This is a genomic window from Hungatella hathewayi WAL-18680, from assembly GCF_000235505.1.
Taxonomy (GTDB): domain Bacteria; phylum Bacillota; class Clostridia; order Lachnospirales; family Lachnospiraceae; genus Hungatella_A; species Hungatella_A hathewayi_A.
The window spans coordinates 2,392,378-2,408,711 of sequence record NZ_JH379027.1; the positions used below are offsets into that span (position 1 = coordinate 2,392,378).

Annotated in this window: 14 protein-coding genes and 1 pseudogene; 14 read left to right on the forward strand and 1 reads right to left on the reverse strand. The window is 41.5% G+C overall.

Annotated features, from left to right (window positions below):
* Positions 1-23 precede the first annotated feature (23 nt).
* Entirely contained in the window at positions 24-593 is a 570-nt protein-coding gene (locus HMPREF9473_RS10735) for a prolyl-tRNA synthetase associated domain-containing protein (protein WP_006780129.1), read from the reverse strand.
* Between the two features lie 191 nt (positions 594-784).
* Between HMPREF9473_RS10735 and rlmD the strand changes: the two genes are divergently transcribed.
* The 14 genes and pseudogenes from rlmD to HMPREF9473_RS10800 all read left to right on the forward strand — a co-directional run bounded on the left by rlmD (position 785) and on the right by HMPREF9473_RS10800 (position 16,322).
* On the forward strand, positions 785-2,299 hold the full coding sequence (gene rlmD / locus HMPREF9473_RS10740) for a 23S rRNA (uracil(1939)-C(5))-methyltransferase RlmD (RefSeq protein WP_006780130.1): 1,515 nt from the start codon (positions 785-787) through the stop codon (positions 2,297-2,299).
* A gap of 104 nt (positions 2,300-2,403) precedes the next feature.
* Positions 2,404-3,183: a hypothetical protein gene (locus HMPREF9473_RS10745; RefSeq protein ID WP_006780131.1), complete on the forward strand. Its 780-nt coding sequence runs from the start codon at positions 2,404-2,406 to the stop codon at positions 3,181-3,183.
* Between the two features lie 322 nt (positions 3,184-3,505).
* A complete protein-coding gene (locus tag HMPREF9473_RS10750; protein WP_006780132.1) occupies positions 3,506-4,294 on the forward strand; it encodes a hypothetical protein in 789 nt (262 codons plus the stop codon).
* A 28-nt stretch (positions 4,295-4,322) separates the two neighbouring features.
* Positions 4,323-5,396: a hypothetical protein gene (locus HMPREF9473_RS10755; RefSeq protein WP_006780133.1), complete on the forward strand. Its 1,074-nt coding sequence runs from the start codon at positions 4,323-4,325 to the stop codon at positions 5,394-5,396.
* A gap of 738 nt (positions 5,397-6,134) precedes the next feature.
* Positions 6,135-6,434 (forward strand): type II toxin-antitoxin system RelB/DinJ family antitoxin, encoded by a 300-nt coding sequence (locus tag HMPREF9473_RS10760; RefSeq protein ID WP_006780134.1) that lies wholly within the window; start codon positions 6,135-6,137, stop codon positions 6,432-6,434.
* Positions 6,424-6,738, forward strand: a complete 315-nt coding sequence (locus HMPREF9473_RS10765) for a type II toxin-antitoxin system RelE/ParE family toxin (protein WP_006780135.1) — start codon at positions 6,424-6,426, stop codon at positions 6,736-6,738. The genes HMPREF9473_RS10760 and HMPREF9473_RS10765 overlap by 11 nt, the downstream gene beginning before the upstream one ends.
* A 438-nt stretch (positions 6,739-7,176) precedes the next feature.
* Positions 7,177-7,276, forward strand: a pseudogene (locus tag HMPREF9473_RS28735) (DUF3795 domain-containing protein); the annotation flags it as partial.
* Positions 7,277-7,436: 160 nt separating this feature from the next.
* Positions 7,437-8,096 (forward strand): uridine kinase family protein, encoded by a 660-nt coding sequence (locus HMPREF9473_RS10770; protein ID WP_006780136.1) that lies wholly within the window; start codon positions 7,437-7,439, stop codon positions 8,094-8,096.
* Positions 8,097-8,135: 39 nt separating this feature from the next.
* Positions 8,136-8,864 (forward strand): hypothetical protein, encoded by a 729-nt coding sequence (locus HMPREF9473_RS10775; RefSeq protein WP_006780137.1) that lies wholly within the window; start codon positions 8,136-8,138, stop codon positions 8,862-8,864.
* Positions 8,865-8,978: 114 nt separating this feature from the next.
* The gene (locus HMPREF9473_RS10780; RefSeq protein ID WP_006780138.1) at positions 8,979-10,244 is read left to right on the forward strand and encodes a carboxypeptidase-like regulatory domain-containing protein; all 1,266 of its coding nucleotides are present in this window, start codon (positions 8,979-8,981) and stop codon (positions 10,242-10,244) included.
* 180 nt (positions 10,245-10,424) lie between these two features.
* A complete protein-coding gene (locus HMPREF9473_RS10785) occupies positions 10,425-11,690 on the forward strand; it encodes a DUF5677 domain-containing protein (protein WP_006780139.1) in 1,266 nt (421 codons plus the stop codon).
* Between the two features lie 58 nt (positions 11,691-11,748).
* Positions 11,749-12,330, forward strand: a complete 582-nt coding sequence (locus HMPREF9473_RS10790) for an HNH endonuclease (protein WP_006780140.1) — start codon at positions 11,749-11,751, stop codon at positions 12,328-12,330.
* A gap of 22 nt (positions 12,331-12,352) precedes the next feature.
* Positions 12,353-15,817, forward strand: a complete 3,465-nt coding sequence (locus HMPREF9473_RS10795) for an ATP-binding protein (protein WP_006780141.1) — start codon at positions 12,353-12,355, stop codon at positions 15,815-15,817.
* Complete coding sequence (locus HMPREF9473_RS10800; protein ID WP_006780142.1) at positions 15,810-16,322, forward strand: hypothetical protein; 513 nt, start codon at positions 15,810-15,812, stop codon at positions 16,320-16,322. The genes HMPREF9473_RS10795 and HMPREF9473_RS10800 overlap by 8 nt, the downstream gene beginning before the upstream one ends.
* The last annotated feature ends 12 nt before the right edge of the window (positions 16,323-16,334 follow it).

The window sequence follows — 16,334 nt, forward strand, 5'->3', positions numbered from 1 at the left end:
TGGAGAGGTGTGATTGGATGGCGTTATGTTTCCTCGGAGGGAAGGTTGACTAACGTGTAGGGATGATTGACATATGGCAGGAATTTGGTCAGGATATCCTGGGTGTTGATTTTCAGGCTGGAGGTATTGATGCAGGGATGGCAGCCGATGTATTCCTGGTGGTTGATGACGTCCTCGTCGATTAAAAGGCGGACCTGGCGCCCGGTGTCGTTCATCAGACCGAGGACGCTGACGGAGCCGGGGGTGATATCCAGATACTTCTCCATGAATTCCGGGCCGGCGAAGGAGAGTCTGGCGCTGCCGATCTGCTTGGACAGAGCCGCAGTCTTGAATTTCTTGCCGCCGGGCATCATCAGGAGATAGAAACTGGTCTTTTGGGCATTACATAGGAATAGGTTCTTGCAGATTTCGATGCCAAGAAGGCGGTCGATATCGTGGCAGGCTTCGATGGTGTTGGTGACGTCGTGGTCGATGCGCTGGTAGGAGATGTTTAGCTGGTCAAGCAGGTCGTAAGTGCGAATCTCTTTTGCGAGCCGCCCGGTTACGTCCGCGGGGCGGCCGGTGTATACTGGGGAAATATAAAAGTTATCCATGGGGGTCCTCCTGATGGGGTATATTGATGAATGGTTTTTGTGTATTTTTGTCAGGGTGTTTCAGACTATTATACAAAAATGGCTCAAAAATGCAATGATTTTTTACTGCGCGTTGTAATGTGGCGTCGAATCAGATATAATATTGGGGAATGTATGCCTGAGAAGATAGAGGGCAGGATTGGGAGAGAATGATGGCAGAGAAAAAAGTGAGTGTTGAGAGAAAGAATAGAAAAATGGATCGTAAGGCAGGGGCGAATAATGCAGGAGTAAGCAAAGCCGGGGCGAATAAAGCAGGTGTAAATAAAGCAGGTGTAAATAAAGCAGGAGCAAATAAGACAGGAATGAACAAAGCAGGAGCGAATAAAACAGGGGCAAACAACGTGGCGACAAAGAGGTCAGCGGCAAATCAATCGACGGCAGCAGGCAAAAAGCCAGCTATTTCCTCAACTGGGCGGAAAATGGGTAACGGAAACATTTCCAACAAAAAGTCCGTTGAAGGGAAACATACCGAAGATAAGAGATTAAATACCACAACAACCAGCAGAAGCGCAGACAAAAAGAAAAAAGTACTCTGTACCGTATCCCGCCAGTGTGGCGGCTGTCAGATGCTGGATATGCCGTATGAGCAGCAGCTGGCTGTCAAACAGAAGCAGCTGGAGACGTTGTTAAAAGGGATTTGCAAGGTAAATCCAATCATCGGCATGGAAAATCCCTACCATTACCGCAACAAAGTGCATGCCGTATTTGGGCATCAGAAGGGCGAAGTTATCTCTGGCGTCTACAAAGCCGGAACTCACATCCTGGTCCCGGTAGAAACCTGCATGATTGAGGACGAGAAAGCTGATGAGATAATCGGCACCATCCGCGGCATGCTGAAATCCTTTAAAATCCGCACATACGACGAGGATACCGGCTACGGTCTTCTCCGTCACGTCCTGGTGAAACGCGGCTTTTCCACCGACGAGATTATGGTAGTCCTGGTCACAGCATCCCCAGTCTTCCCCTCCCGGAACAATTTTATAAAAGCCCTGAGGGAAAAGCACCCGGAGATTACCACCATCATCCAGAACATCAACGACCGTGAGACCAGCATGGTTCTCGGCGATAAAGAAAAAACATTATACGGAAAAGGCTACATCGAGGACATCCTATGCGGCTGTACCTTCCGCATCTCCTCAAAGTCCTTCTACCAGATCAACCCGGTACAGACCGAAATCCTCTACACCAAGGCCATCGAGGCCGCCGGCCTGACCGGAGAGGAGACCGTGATTGACGCCTACTGCGGAATCGGCACCATAGGAATCATCGCCAGCCAGCACGCCGGAAAGGTGATTGGTGTGGAGTTGAACAAAGATGCAGTGAGAGACGCCGTAGAAAATGCAAAGCGCAATCAGATAAAAAACATCCAGTTCTACAACAACGACGCCGGCAAGTTCATGGTAGGCATGGCATCCCAAGGAGAAAAAGCCGACGTCGTATTCATGGACCCCCCAAGGAGCGGCAGCACGGAAGAGTTCATGGATTCAGTAGCCCTGATGAAACCCGGCCGTGTAATATACGTATCCTGCAATCCCGAGACGCTGGTTAGGGATTTGGAGTATTTTAAGAAGAAGGGGTATGTGGCGAGAGAGGCTTGGGGGGTGGATTTGTTTCCTATGACGGAGCATACAGAATGCTGCGTGAAATTGGAACGGAAAGAAAAATAAAAGTAATAAAGAGGAAATGATGATAATTGCATAACACTTGGTGTTGTGTATAAGCTGGTATTTGTGTTGCCGGAAGGAGAGAAAATAGGTTTTGGGAGAAATATATGTTTGGAACAGTTATAATTGATGCATATAGAAAAGAAGAAATTATAGAAATAGCAGATGCAATAGAAGATTTATGTAGCCCAAACGATAACTATGGGTGGGCATCAGCAGGAATCTATTGCTTTTGGGATTATTACATAGAGGAAGTTCTTTATATTGGATTAGCGGGTGATTTAGCTGAAAGGTTTAAACAACATAATGGAATTTTGCCTCTTAAAGAAGGATCAAAACAGAAAAAGATAGAAGAGTATTTTTTAAGAAATGAACGCCTTGGCTATACGATATTTGTACAGTCACCATTATCTCAATCATTGGTGCATAGAAATCAGAATCTGTATAAGGACTTTGCAAGACAGAATAATCCGCCAATAGAGGATATGATGAGTGATGACGGAAGAGAAAATATTAAGATAGTGGAAGGAATACTGATAGAGGCTTATCGAAGAAAATATGGACATTTCCCGCCGTGGAATGATATAGGTGGTTCAATGGTAGGGCAAAATCGGGTTATGCCTAATAATATAAATATTGTTAAAAGTTTTTGTACTCCTGATAATTGCTTTGTTAATCCAATAGTATCACGTTCGACAATCAGGGAACTATCCCAAAATCCCGAATGGGCATGGTATGAAAATTATTTACATGCAGTTAGAATGAATATATTAATTCACGGAATGGAGTATCAGGAGGCGCTGGACTTTGTACGAAAAAATGACATTATCGACACTTATAATCAGATTTTAAAGAGTGATTACTTGAAGAAAAAATTAGTTGTTTAACAGATAGGGGTACATGGGCATTTCTTTGTACGGTAAGGATTAAAATACATTTTCGACTGATTATTGTTACAAAGAAAATGAGTGAACATTCTGGATGTCTTCTCATGCCATGTTGAAACCGCCGTGTTGCTGGAGAGAAAAGCCCAGTAAATCAAAGGGTTTCGGGGATTTGAGCTGGATATGTAGGTGTGCTTTTTGGCTTGTTGAAATGATATAAGTTTCCGGTTACTGGGGTGGGGTAAGGAAAATGGACGTTTTGGCAAAAGATTATAAGTTGATAATTAAAATGATTGTAATGTAAGCTAAAGATAAGGGGGAATATATGAACTATCTAGATGATGAGTGTGAAGTTATCCGACACTTTCAAGAAATAGAATGTTCATCTGTGTTTTTTCCTGTGGAAACTGTAGGTGCCATAGATTGTTTTGAAAAAATTCACTATATAGATAATTGGGATAAATGGGTAAACACTTCTGGAAAGGCAGATTCCCCTCCCGATTTTTATAGTAATGAGTTTAAATATATGATGGATGTTATGAGAGTGGATGATCATGCTTTTATTAATAAAAAAGGTAAACTTGTTAATCCAACAAATATGAAGGAAAGTGTTATCCAAAAAGAACTGGTAAATAGTGGATTGCTCCAATCTTTTCCAAATGCAAAAATCATTGTAAATCCAGATACAAAACTTGCAACACACGATGATCATAACTATGGTTTTTACAGAGATAATTTTCTTAGAACTATTGAGCACCATAAAACAAAGATAAAAATGTATAGAAAAAATCATTCACAGTTTAAATTAGTATTCTTTGTTATGGACGAATCATCTGCTTATTTCGAAAAGATTGAAAATCATAATGAAGGAATCATAATGAAGAATGAAGATTTGGTTGGCGGGAAACCACATCTGCATTTTTGGGATGAAGATTTTCTTGAATCTATTGAGGGAACAGACATTGATTATCTAGTGTGGTATTCACCATATAAATTACTCAGATCAGATATGGGTATTCTTGACTTGCCTAAGGTGTGTGTACTTGATATTAAATCTTTGGATTTTGATAAAGTAAAGTATAGCTGTGTGCGAATGGCCAGTTCAGAAGTTTAATTTACAACAGATAAAGGAGAAACAGTTTATGCTATTTTATGAACAAAAGGAAAAAGAGATTTTAGATATGTTAAAGAAATTTCAAGAGAATAAGATTACTATTGTTGAGTTGCAAGAATTTCGAGATAGATTAGATGAGGAGATTATAGAATCTGATAAAAAGGTACATCACGATGATACTTATAATTTTCTTAGGGTTGAAAAATATTGGATGTTATTAGTTAATGTCATAAATAATAAAATAGACAAAAATATTATAAATTCATTTATATGTGCTGTAAAAGCAGATGATTTTATAGCAAAAGTTCAGTTTAAGCATCCAGATACAACTAAGAAAGCAGAGAAAATTGACAAACCATTATTATACTTTGATTTTAATACTTATATAGTTTTAAAAAAGAAAGTTCCTATAAACAGTGTTACTGATAAGTATCAATTTGTATATAGTCCGGCCCACTTAGAGGAATTAGCAAATTCAATACGGAAGAATGATTTTGTATATAATGAAAGTATCGAGAATGATTTGAAATATTTAAGTTGTCTAACAAATAATATGGAGTTTTTGCCAGATATAGATGAAGGAATTAAAATCTGTTTTGAATCGCCTTATTTTCCTTTGAAAAGAGTTATTGAAGAATATGGTGGGACAATAATAAGTGAGGAATTAGAAAAAAATTTCTTGGAAAATAGACAACCGATTAGGGCGGAACAGCGTGTGAAGGTTAGGGGAAGCGATATTTCAGGAGTTTTATCAACTCCTGAAGCAGAGAAACTGATGGATAAATATACATGGTATCATAAATATAAGGATATTGGAGACAAAGAAAAATTCTGGAATGAATATAAAAGTAACTATAATTTTTTATTTAATTCAATAGTAGAGCTTGTCAATGTGATAGAAATTTTGGATAACAATCCAGAGCCATCAAAGAAATATAGAAGTCATCTACATGATACAACACATTTAATATACGCAACTAAAAGCGATATATTTGTAACACATGATAATAGATTATTTAATAAAGCAAACGAAATATATTCTTTTTTAGGTGTTAATACAGAGATTGTTCGCCAAGAGGTATTAATGGATTTAATGGGGTAAATGATTATGCTTTGAAAAGTGATTTTGCCATGTGGTATAAATCCACATCTACAGGAATGATGAAATTATAAGAATGCAGTGGGAGTACATCTGTATTTAAGAAAACAAAAAAAGCTCGTAGAAGGCACAAGAACGGCTTACCAACTATGGTATAACGGATTGGGAGGAATGAGTATGGCATATGGTATTAAAGGCACATTACCGACTATTGAGGAGATTGAAACTGAGCTAAATGAACAGAAAAGCGAGTAAGGCTAATCTTAGTAATTGATGTTGGAACGGAAAAATATTAAGTTGCGTTTGGAAAACCAATTCTAAATCTTCCGCCAAGGTTCAACCACGCCTTTCGAGAATCTTTTTCACACACTCAACACATGTTGAGAGTGCTGTTTTGATGTCCCGGAAAGAATAATAGAGTGTGAAAAAGGCTTGGAATCAAGGGATTTCTGCTATCGGAGAATTTTGCCCGGGGAGCAGGAATCCTTTGAAATTTTATCTGTGGTAACATATCAACGGGGAAAATGCGGCAAGGTCGAGTTGACGGTGTGATTGTAAATTTTGCAGTTATTATGGAAATGATGAAATACCTGTGAGAATTGAATAAAATGGATAATTTATTGTTATGATGGGTGATGAAGTGTATAAAATAGTAGGATATATTATTATAATAATATTGACTTAGCAATGATATTGCAGTATGCTTAATTATAAGAAAATGAAGATATGGAGGTGAAAATTATGGCAAGTACCATACAGGTTCGAGTGGATGATGACTTAAAAACAAAATCAGATGCTCTTTTTAAAGACTTGGGAACAGACACAACATCTGCAATCAGGATGTTTTTAACGCAGGCGGTTGCAAATAACGGATTTCCATTTGAGATAAAAAGGACAGTGGCAGAGTACAATCCTTATGCACCAATGACAGAAGAAGGATTGTTGAAGAAATTAGAAATATCGAGAAAACATGCAGGGCAGGGTAAATACAGAGATGCAGATGATGTTGCTTCTGATATGAGGGCTAAATATGGATTATAAAGTTGTATTGACAGAGGATGCAGAAGCAGATCTTGATCAGTTTGTGCGTTATCTATTGTTTGTAAAAAAGAGTGAACAGGCAGCAGGTAATCTGTTGGATGACTTTGAAGCAACAAAAAGAAGTCTTGCACAGGTGGCAGGTAGTCTGCGTGACTGTGAGAATCCGAGATTAAAGGAACATAGATATAAGAGAATCAATTTTATGAGCCACAGATATTTTATGTTGTACCGAATCGAGGGAGATAAAGCTGTAGTCGATAACATATTTCATGAACTGCAGGATTATGAGAACCAAATGAGTTAATCATAATTTTGTTAATGCAATGTTTGAATAACTTGACTGTTTTGGACTTGTGAGTGGTTTCCACAGATAGGGGGATGGGGATAACGCCGGAGAGTTTGAAAATGAGGGTTTTGTTGGAAATAAGATACAATCTGGCAAAACCCTTACTATTTGGCAAAACCTATACTTCATGGCGAAACTAATTTGGACAGTATGAACTGTTACCGATACATACCGGAATCGAAAATTAATAGCAAAGACAAGTTGTATTATGTATTTTAATGGTTAGATAAAGAATCATTTTGCTATATTGTGATTACTTTTTATGTAATTAAATTTGTGGCTTGTATATTAGAGGTTGGACAGAGGGAGAGTTCTATGCAGACATTATTTCCGAGGCAATATGACATGATAATTGAACTAGGAAATTTAGAAAACCTCTAGTTCGCCCTTTGCGGCTTGAACTGCGGACTTTGCTCTATGAAATTGGACAGTTATTGTCTGGGCTGCGGAAGGCGGAGAGGGGAATCTGTCCTGTAAAATAGCTAAGTGCAGTATTCACTGAGACTGAACTTAGTAAGATTGAATAATCATATAATATTTGCTGATGAAATGCCGCTGGAGAATTCCGGTGGCATTTTTTGCAAGATATGGTCGTCAGTTCAGAGAAATCATGATATAATTTGAAAAACGACACAATATGGCTGAAAGGGGCATTCATGAATCCATCATTAACCAAATTACCATCACTAAAAATAAAATCATGGACAGAGGAATCTCTATCCAACATATCAGAAAAAATAGTAACAAACGGGCCCAAGCCCCTCATACTCATCGACGGAGCCGCCGGTTCAGGCAAGACCACCTTAGCGGTAAAGATTGCCAATATTCTAAACGCAAATTTAGTACATACGGATGATGTCAGTTGGTGTGCCGACCCCGTTCACTGGGATGGCGAAATGCTTGAGGGCATTATAAATCCCTGGCTCAATGGAATCGATGCCACTTTCCGGCCAGCTGGCTGGGTAAAGGAGAACCGCCCCGGCTGCATAGAAGTTGATTCGAAGCGGGCACTCGTCATTGAGGGAATGGGGGCGTGCAGAAAGACATTGCGGGATATTGCCACCTATTCCATCTGGGTAGATACGGAGCCGGAGACAGCCCGGGCCCGTGTGGTGCAGCGGGATATTGCAAATGGGGAAAATGGCGGCACAGTTGAGTCAGTTACCAAATTTGCCGACTGGTGGGATTCCCTTCTTTTGCCATCTCTATTGGAGGAAGAATCATGGAATTACGTGGATGTGATTGTAAATGGTTCGCAGAATGGCATAAGCCCTGACAAGGTTGAGATATACATTCCCTGCCAGGAAGCATTTTAAAGTTCAAAAAAATCAGTAAAAATAAGAGGAGAAAATGACATGGAGTTAGGATATTTGGAGCGGGAGTCAGAGCGGACGAATCTAGCTGTGAGAAAGAGACTTACCAGAGGAGGATTGGCAGCTGTCTGCATTTTGGCAGTTCTTTATTTCCTTTTAAAGGATTCCCTGGATTTCAATGACCCGTCCAGCAGGGAAATCCTTATTTACCTGGGGATTTTCGTGGTGGTTATGGCGGCTGCTATAGTTGTAGGTTTGTTTAGAGCAAGAGGAGCGTCCGGAAATGGTCAAAATTTAATTCTTCCTTTTGAGGAAAACACAAAAGAGGCAGTGGCAAAAATTATTAACCAGGAGGTGGCTGATGGAAAACTTCAGGTAGAGGAGTATATCGATTCCTTTGCAGAAGGAAAGATGCCACATGGTGAAAAGATCGCATTGACACCTTCCTACCTACTGCTTTGTGGCGAAAAAAATAAGATAACGGCTATCCCCCGCAGTAAAATATATTGGATATGCGCACAGGTAGGGCATAAAGGCGGGTCATACAGAGTGCGAATGCTGGTATTCACGGAAAAAAAGATTTTCAACATGGTTGGTGTCGACATCGAACATGTTGAGAAGATAGCGGATAAGATTTATCAGTACATACCGAACGTTTTCAGCGATTACGATACATTTACACTCTCGTATGAACTGGAAGAGCTTTTTGCTGATAACCGTGAGGAGTTTCTGCGTTTTTATGAACAGGAATGCGAGAAGAAGAGAGTATAAAATCATAGCTGACATCCCCGTAACTATTTTTTATGAAGAATTCACACTATTGTATCGGATGTGTAACATTGCAAATGATACAATAAACAAATCATAAAAAAGGGGGAATACGCAATGGAAATGAAACTTAGAAAACTGAGTCTGTTTATTGTCACACTTGTGATGATGAGTCTCATGTTTTCAATCACTGCATTCGCTGCATTTATCAATGGCGAAGTGGTTGACTCACAGGGAAATCCGATGAAAAAAGGAACCGTGACGCTGGAAAGCAAGGAAAATGATAATCAGAGTAAAAGCCTTCCAAACTGTATGAATGGGCATTTTAGCTTCTTCTACGAGGAAGGAGTTGTCCGGGTAAAGATTAATGGCTACACGGTGGTTCCGGAATCGGTTGCGATTGATGGTTCCTATACGCCTGACAGTCTTATCCGGTTTGTCGCTTATTCCAATTCAGAACAGATTCCTGAATCGAGGCCGGAAGAAACGCTGCCGGAGCCGGAGACCAATCCGGTGGAACAGGCTGGTTCTTCCTTGACAGAAGGAACGATTATGGATGAGAATCAGAATCCGCTAGCTGGGGTAACCGTTTATTTTACATCGGATAAGTCTACCGGAGCAATGACCATATCGGATGATAGCGGCTATTTCGTACTCTATAATTTCGATAGAAACTGCGGAACGTTGACCTTCAGCAAGGCGGGATATACATTTGAACCGTCCTCCTATCGGATTGATTCCTCCTACCAGTCGGAAATCCGGATAAACGCCCGCTCGGAAGCAGCTGGAAATGTTCAGGATGTTCCGGAAACAGAAGCCACCGGAAATACCGTTCATTTATACTTCATGACCGGTTCCTCCCCAGATGCTCCCGGAGAGGTATTTGAGCAGTTTGAAGTGGCAAAGAATTCCAGAGGAAATACCACCACCCTGGCCAAGACAATAGGCTCCAAAAAGCCATTAAAAGATGGATACACGTTTGACCATTGGCAGGAAGGCAAGCTGAGTGACCCGTCTGTCCTTGGAAATCGAATCAATACCGTTATCTGGACCAACGAAATTGACCAGTATATTTATGCGCAGTATCGGAAATCCGAATCCACGGAAACGAATAATGATTCCGCCGAGGTGATTTTGTATAAAGACAAAAATTTTGGCGGAAAGAGCCTTGCATTGAAGGCAGGAGAATATAAAATGGGCCAGCTTTCCAAGGTGGGCAATGATGCGATATCGTCCCTCAAGGTACCGGAAGGGTACACAGTGACACTTTATGCGGATAACAATTTCAAAGGAAGAACACTGACCTGCACCAGCGATATCTCATGGCTTGGTGACAATAATTTCAATGATATTACATCTTCTATCATTATTACTAAAAATTAACTAAAATAAAAGATTGTCAAAGATAAACGATGGTGGCTGCCAGACGAAATAGAAAGTCAGGCAGCCACCATATTTGCGTCTATTAACTTTTTGAATGGACGCCCTGCCGGAAATATAGTAAACTGGATATATCAGGAAATTACGGATGAAATAGTAATAAAATTAGAGGAGGGATTTTAAGTGCCTATAAATAATAAAGAACTTGCATCTACGGAATTATGTCCATGCGGTAGTGGAAAAACATATGGAGACTGTTGTAAAAAGAAGAAAATTCGTTATGAAGAATCCGGTAATTATTTAGTAAAAAGTGTGCATGTAGATGAGATGACAAAAGAAATCATTGAAAAACAACAAGAAATATTTCAGGAATATTATGGTCGGAAACCTAACGGGGATGATTTCATTTTTTCTTTTTTACCTGTTTATAAAGATGAGATGATAAGAAGCGTGATGCGGGCTATGCGTCAGGCAGAGGTTCCGGAAGAGAGAATATATGCATATTATAAGAGCAATGGTCTATTGCCATCAGAATTTAATAAGGAGCAAATGCCAGAGGGAGATTTGCGGGAGTATCAGGCATATTGCGATGAATATCTTGATTTTATGAGTGAGAAGGTTGAGAAAAATATAAATGCGGTTCAATATGTAATGCATTGCAATAAGTTTCTGGAAGAAGTGGTGCAATATGGAATAGAGGCATTGGAAGCATGTTTTAATGATTTTATTCACAGACACAGTGGAACAGAAAATATACAAGATTATGAGGTAAGAACCGAAAATGATTATAATATGTTTTCTGCCCTTAAAACAATTAAAGTGTTACAGAGTACGAAGCAATTATGTGAAGAGCAGTTGCCTGAATGCATTTATGCGTTAGGAAGAGGGATTTTTGAAAACTATATGTATATATGTGCGATTAATTCGGAGCCGGATATATTTTATGAGCGTTTACTTCCAAAGGTAGATGAGGAAAATTATTCATTTGGTAAATATCCGGATGGCAAAATAAATTACAAAAAGATATACAATAAACATACGGGAGAACAGATAAAAGAGGTACCAAATAATAGGGACTTAGGGAAATATTTTCCGTCTAAAACAGATAAGGAGCTGTATCATATTTTCTATCGTACGGCTTGTCAATACGTGCATGTGGATATTTTAAGTGCTAAGAGCTATTTTGCTGTTGTTGAGCCTTACGATGAGGTTGACCCGGCATTAATCGCTACATTGATTATATTGGTTATAACAATCTTATTACTTCGCCAGATGGTTGAAAATAAAAATGTGCAAGTACAATTCAAAAAGGATGCAATTTATCTGTGTGAAAAATTAAGTGAGAAGTTTAGAGATTGTTTTTTGCTGCTGCAGTGTGATAAAGAGCATTCAAATGATATATATGAGCTGTTGGTAACCAGATTAAATGAGATGAACATGAAGTGTTAACTTGGTATAATAATGAACAACACAGATGATTATTCAATAACAAAAGAGGAGGCCCCACATGGCAGAACGGGAGCGGATTAAGACGACGAAAAAGGAGATTGTAGATTATTGGGCAGGGCACGTGGATGAGAGTGATTTGAGTATTGATTTTGCGGAGGCCCACGAGCGGTGCTGGCGCTGCGGGTGTAAGAGAAGACTGGACCGGTGCCATATCATACCGGATTCTCTCGGTGGGGAGGATGAGCCTTCCAATTTCGTGCTGCTGTGCAGCCGCTGTCATCTGGACAATCCCAACGTGATGGACAAGGAGATTATGTGGGACTGGCTCCGGGCGTACAGTACCCCTTTTTATGACACGTTCTGGTATTTTCTTGGAATGAGGGAGTATGAGAAAATATATGCGGTTCCCGTTAAGGAAGAGTACAGGAAGCGGAACATCACAGGCGAGGCGCTGCTAGAATTTCAGGAGATTTTAAAACGGCAGTATGCGAAGGCCTCCTATCATTTTGGCGATCCGCATTTGAATGTGGCGACGCTGGCAGGGATTTATCGCATGAGTTTTAAAGAATATGATTCACTTCACGGCCTGAAGACGGAGAAGCAGATAGGAAGATACGTCAACCTGGGTGAATTTTTGTAGTGGAACGATACGGAGATAAGACATGGCAGATTATGATTTTTATAACATTTTCGAACCAATGGAATTTCAGGATTTTGCCCGTGATATGATACAGTGCCGGGAGGGGATTGTCTTTGAATCCTTTGCGCGGGGGACTGATTTGGGAATTGACGGGAGATGTGTCCTTGGGGATGGCAGTACGGTTATTTTCCAGGCAAAGCGGATTAAAAATACCAGCCAGACGATCTTGAGTATTGCCAAAACGGAAAAGGAAAAACTTGACCGGCTGGCAGAAGGCGGTGTCGTAATCAGCCGCTATCTTCTTGCTCTTTCCGGCGATATCGGGGTGGAGAGGAAGAGACAGGTTATGGAATTATTTTTCCCATACATTGTCGCTTCGGAAGATATCATCACAGGCCAGGATTTTAATAATTATTTGAGCAGCGGGGACAGTCGGTACCGCTGCGTGGAGGAAAAATATTTTAAACTCTGGATTCAAAATACAAAAACCTTAAAACGCACCCTTCATGAGGTGGTAAACGGCCCATTGATGGAGCGCTCCCGGATGAATCTGGAGGAGGCGATGGAGAAGGCCAGATTTTTTGTGGAGACGGACATTTACGAGGAGGCGTTGAAGAAACTTCAGCACAGCCGGACTCTGATTATATCCGGGGAGCCGGGAGTGGGGAAGACAACTCTGGCTAACCAGACCGCCCTTTATTATTACACAAAATTTGGATTTCAGTCCTTCCTCTATGCGTCGTCTGTGGAGGATTTATATGCTGCGGAAGCCATGGAGGGGAAGAAGGTTATTGTCTTTGACGACTTTTGGGGGGATACCGGGTTTGATGGTTTTGGAACCGGGAGGAAGGTGAAGGATTTAACGTCCTTTATCGAGCATATCCAGAAGCGGAAGGACTGCATTTTGATTATCACCACGCGGGAGTATATTCTGGAGCAGGGGCTGAAGAAAAATGAGGAATTCCGAAAGCTGGTGGAGACTTATAAACTGGACTGCCGCATCGGTCAGTATTCCAGAGAGGACAAATTGAGAATTTATTATGGGCACTTAAAATCAGCGTCTCTGACCTGGGAGCAGATGCAGAGTCTCAGGGAAGCAGATTTTGAGATTATCGAATCGTCTAACTATAATCCCCGTGTCATTGAAAAGTTCCTCCAGTCCATCACTCCGGAAATGCCGCCCGGCGAGTGCGCCGCCAATTTCTTTCGGTACCTGGATTGTCCGGTGGATTTCTGGAAGAAAATCTTTGAGGAGCTGTCCATGGAGGCGAAAGTGGTGTATCTGCTAATGGCGATTATGCCGCTTCCCATCGAGTCGTCTGTGCTGGAAACATGTTACTATGAGGTTCTGAAAACCAATCAGAAATCTCTGGAGTGGAAGGGATTTTTTGAAGTAATCATCGAACTGGAAAAGACGGTTATCAGGACGGATTTGTATAATCAGGAGGTCCAGGAACTGCGGGCGATTACATTTCAGAATCCATCCGTGAAAGATTTTATTCAGTCTGCCATCCGGAACTGTCTGGAAAAATACCACGATATTCTGTTCCAAAGCTGCCTGTACTTTTCGCAGTGTGTGGAGTATCTGAAACTTTTGAAGGAGATAAAGGGAGCGGAGAGAAAGTACCAGAAGGTGATGGCAAAAGCGGTTCTTCTTCTGGAGAGCGATTCCATCATTTTCTATGACAAATATAAGCAGATTTTGCTATATGGTGAGGAGGGGATTCGCTTTTTCCAAACATACAGGACGTGGGAAACAGGAGAGGATGCGGGATTTGGCCGTCTGGAACAGTTGTTTCTTCTTTACGATAGAGAGAAGTGTCCGGATTTAAGTGCATGGTTTGAAAAGACATTTATTACCTTTGTCCAGACTGTGGAGCGATACCCGGAGTCAGTTCTGAGTGAAGATATGGAGAGCTTTTCCGACGCAGCGATACAGATGGCGCGGGAGGGAATCTGTGAGGATGTAAATTGGCTGATTTCCGTTTATATGGACTGTCTGATGTGGAATCGAATGGAGCTGGACGGGAAAGCGTGGAAGCAGAGTTTTGTAAAAGAGTGGACTCGGTATATTACAGAGAATAAAGATAAAATATCGACCTATTTGGAGAAATACTATGGAGCTGAACTTTGTTTGACCGCGGCGGGTGGAGTAAAAAGTGAGTTTGATTATATAAAGTTGAGATGTGAGCATGAGTACACGAAATTTGACTGGGAAATTTCGGAGTCCCTGCGGGCCAAAATTCAGTTATATGAACAATGGGCATTGGGAGAAACGATAGAGAACTGGGAAGATGAGATGTATGAGAATGACGAAGAGGATGACGATGACTGGGAAAATTACGCTCATCAACTGGAACATCAAACATGGACATTAGATGAAATTGAAGCCGACTTTGATGATGGATACTTAAACGAAATTCAACCAACGCCAGTGGACAATTTAGAGGAATGGTTTTGGATGCGTGGAATTTCCGGGCAGGTAAAAAATGCGATTATGGCGAAGGAACTTGACGATCATGTGTTCTGGAATTCATTTCTGCTTGAGGAAGAGTCCCTGGAATTTGTGCTTGCATTTCTTTCGTGGGCAGAGGAACTGCCAGCCGGTTATTGGACGGCAATGGCAGCAGTGGTGCGGTATATGACGGAAAACTGCAAGGCGCCAGGCGAGATGCTGGAGCATTTCCTGACCCAGATGGCGTTATCTGGTAATGAGAAGGGGATTTTCTCAAAGGCAGAACTGGAGCGTTTTTGTCCGGAACTCTTCCTTTGGGATGAGACGTGGTTGGAGGATTTAGAAAAGATTCATGTTCTGGTGAGGCGCCAGGGCTGGTATTATCTTTCCAATCCGCTGCTGGCGTTCAGTTTTCATTTTATTTCCCTGCATGAGCTGCGCCCGGAGGAGATGGCGGCGTATGTTTCCAATGTTTTCCTGGGAGATGAGAAGGATGTGACAACGATTTTGGTGGACTCAGAGTCATTGTCAAAACTGATTGAAACTGGAAAGCGGTGGCTGGATAAGACCATATGGGAGCGGGAGTTTGTTACAATGATCTGCCAACTGGCGCCGGATGCATTTTTAAATCATGTGATAGCGCCGCTGGCAGAAGTTCTGTATGACAAGCTGTATGCGGATTCGGAGGAGGAGATTGTCTATAACCTGATCGGTTTGCTGCAGATAGAAGCTGAGTTTGATGAGGATGGGGTCTGTGTCGGCGGTTCCGGAGATTATGAGCGGTATTTCGGGCTGTCAGAGATCGCTTACAGTACTGGGTTTATCGATGTCTTTCCGGATGAATTGACAGAAGAGCAGGTGCAGCTGCTTACCGCCAATGCGGAAAAGAAGGGGGAAAACTGGCGCGTCTATGTGACTGAGTGGATAGATAAGGGACTGCTGGAGTATTTTGGAATTTACGATAAAATGCTGACGGTGTGGAATGAGATCTGTCATTTGAGGGAGAAAAAGAAGGGGAGAAACGATGGCTGAGAAGATGGAAGAGAGGGCGGAACACATGACAGCGGAAATGACGGGACAGCCCTCTGAAATTGAGGTGTTGAGAGAGCGCCTGCTGTACGCGGCCGGAAAATATTCGGATTACTGCCGATATGAGGAAACCATAAATAACCTTGTGTCTGAGTACGATGAAACGCTGGAAGTCTATCACTATGAGATATGGTCTAACAAATCGTTCGGGACCATCCGGGATAAGGCGGCGGAAATGCTTCAGGTAACCGGCGAGATTTTTCAGGATATGAGTGACAATGCACTGCGGGAACTCTACTATGTGATGTGCGAAATTGTGAAACTGGATGAGGCAGCCCAAAGAGAAATCTGTGGCGTGACAATCCCGGAGGACCATTTTACGGAAGAGGAATTCAGGGAAATGATATCATACTGGAAAGAATACGCGTATTCACAGTCAGAAGCTCTGGAAAAATATTTGCAGGTATTGAGGGAATGGAACTGGAGTGAAGAGAACGATAGTAATTAGAGATAGATAGGC

Bases quoted from the DNA above. Each gene is read 5' to 3' on its own strand.
- HMPREF9473_RS10735 (WP_006780129.1), bottom strand. From the start codon at position 593: ATGGATAACTTTTATATTTCCCCAGTATACACCGGCCGCCCCGCGGAC.
- rlmD (WP_006780130.1), top strand. From the start codon at position 785: ATGGCAGAGAAAAAAGTGAGTGTTGAGAGAAAGAATAGAAAAATGGAT.
- HMPREF9473_RS10745 (WP_006780131.1), top strand. From the start codon at position 2,404: ATGTTTGGAACAGTTATAATTGATGCATATAGAAAAGAAGAAATTATA.
- HMPREF9473_RS10750 (WP_006780132.1), top strand. From the start codon at position 3,506: ATGAACTATCTAGATGATGAGTGTGAAGTTATCCGACACTTTCAAGAA.
- HMPREF9473_RS10755 (WP_006780133.1), top strand. From the start codon at position 4,323: ATGCTATTTTATGAACAAAAGGAAAAAGAGATTTTAGATATGTTAAAG.
- HMPREF9473_RS10760 (WP_006780134.1), top strand. From the start codon at position 6,135: ATGGCAAGTACCATACAGGTTCGAGTGGATGATGACTTAAAAACAAAA.
- HMPREF9473_RS10765 (WP_006780135.1), top strand. From the start codon at position 6,424: ATGGATTATAAAGTTGTATTGACAGAGGATGCAGAAGCAGATCTTGAT.
- HMPREF9473_RS10770 (WP_006780136.1), top strand. From the start codon at position 7,437: ATGAATCCATCATTAACCAAATTACCATCACTAAAAATAAAATCATGG.
- HMPREF9473_RS10775 (WP_006780137.1), top strand. From the start codon at position 8,136: ATGGAGTTAGGATATTTGGAGCGGGAGTCAGAGCGGACGAATCTAGCT.
- HMPREF9473_RS10780 (WP_006780138.1), top strand. From the start codon at position 8,979: ATGGAAATGAAACTTAGAAAACTGAGTCTGTTTATTGTCACACTTGTG.
- HMPREF9473_RS10790 (WP_006780140.1), top strand. From the start codon at position 11,749: ATGGCAGAACGGGAGCGGATTAAGACGACGAAAAAGGAGATTGTAGAT.
- HMPREF9473_RS10795 (WP_006780141.1), top strand. From the start codon at position 12,353: ATGGCAGATTATGATTTTTATAACATTTTCGAACCAATGGAATTTCAG.
- HMPREF9473_RS10800 (WP_006780142.1), top strand. From the start codon at position 15,810: ATGGCTGAGAAGATGGAAGAGAGGGCGGAACACATGACAGCGGAAATG.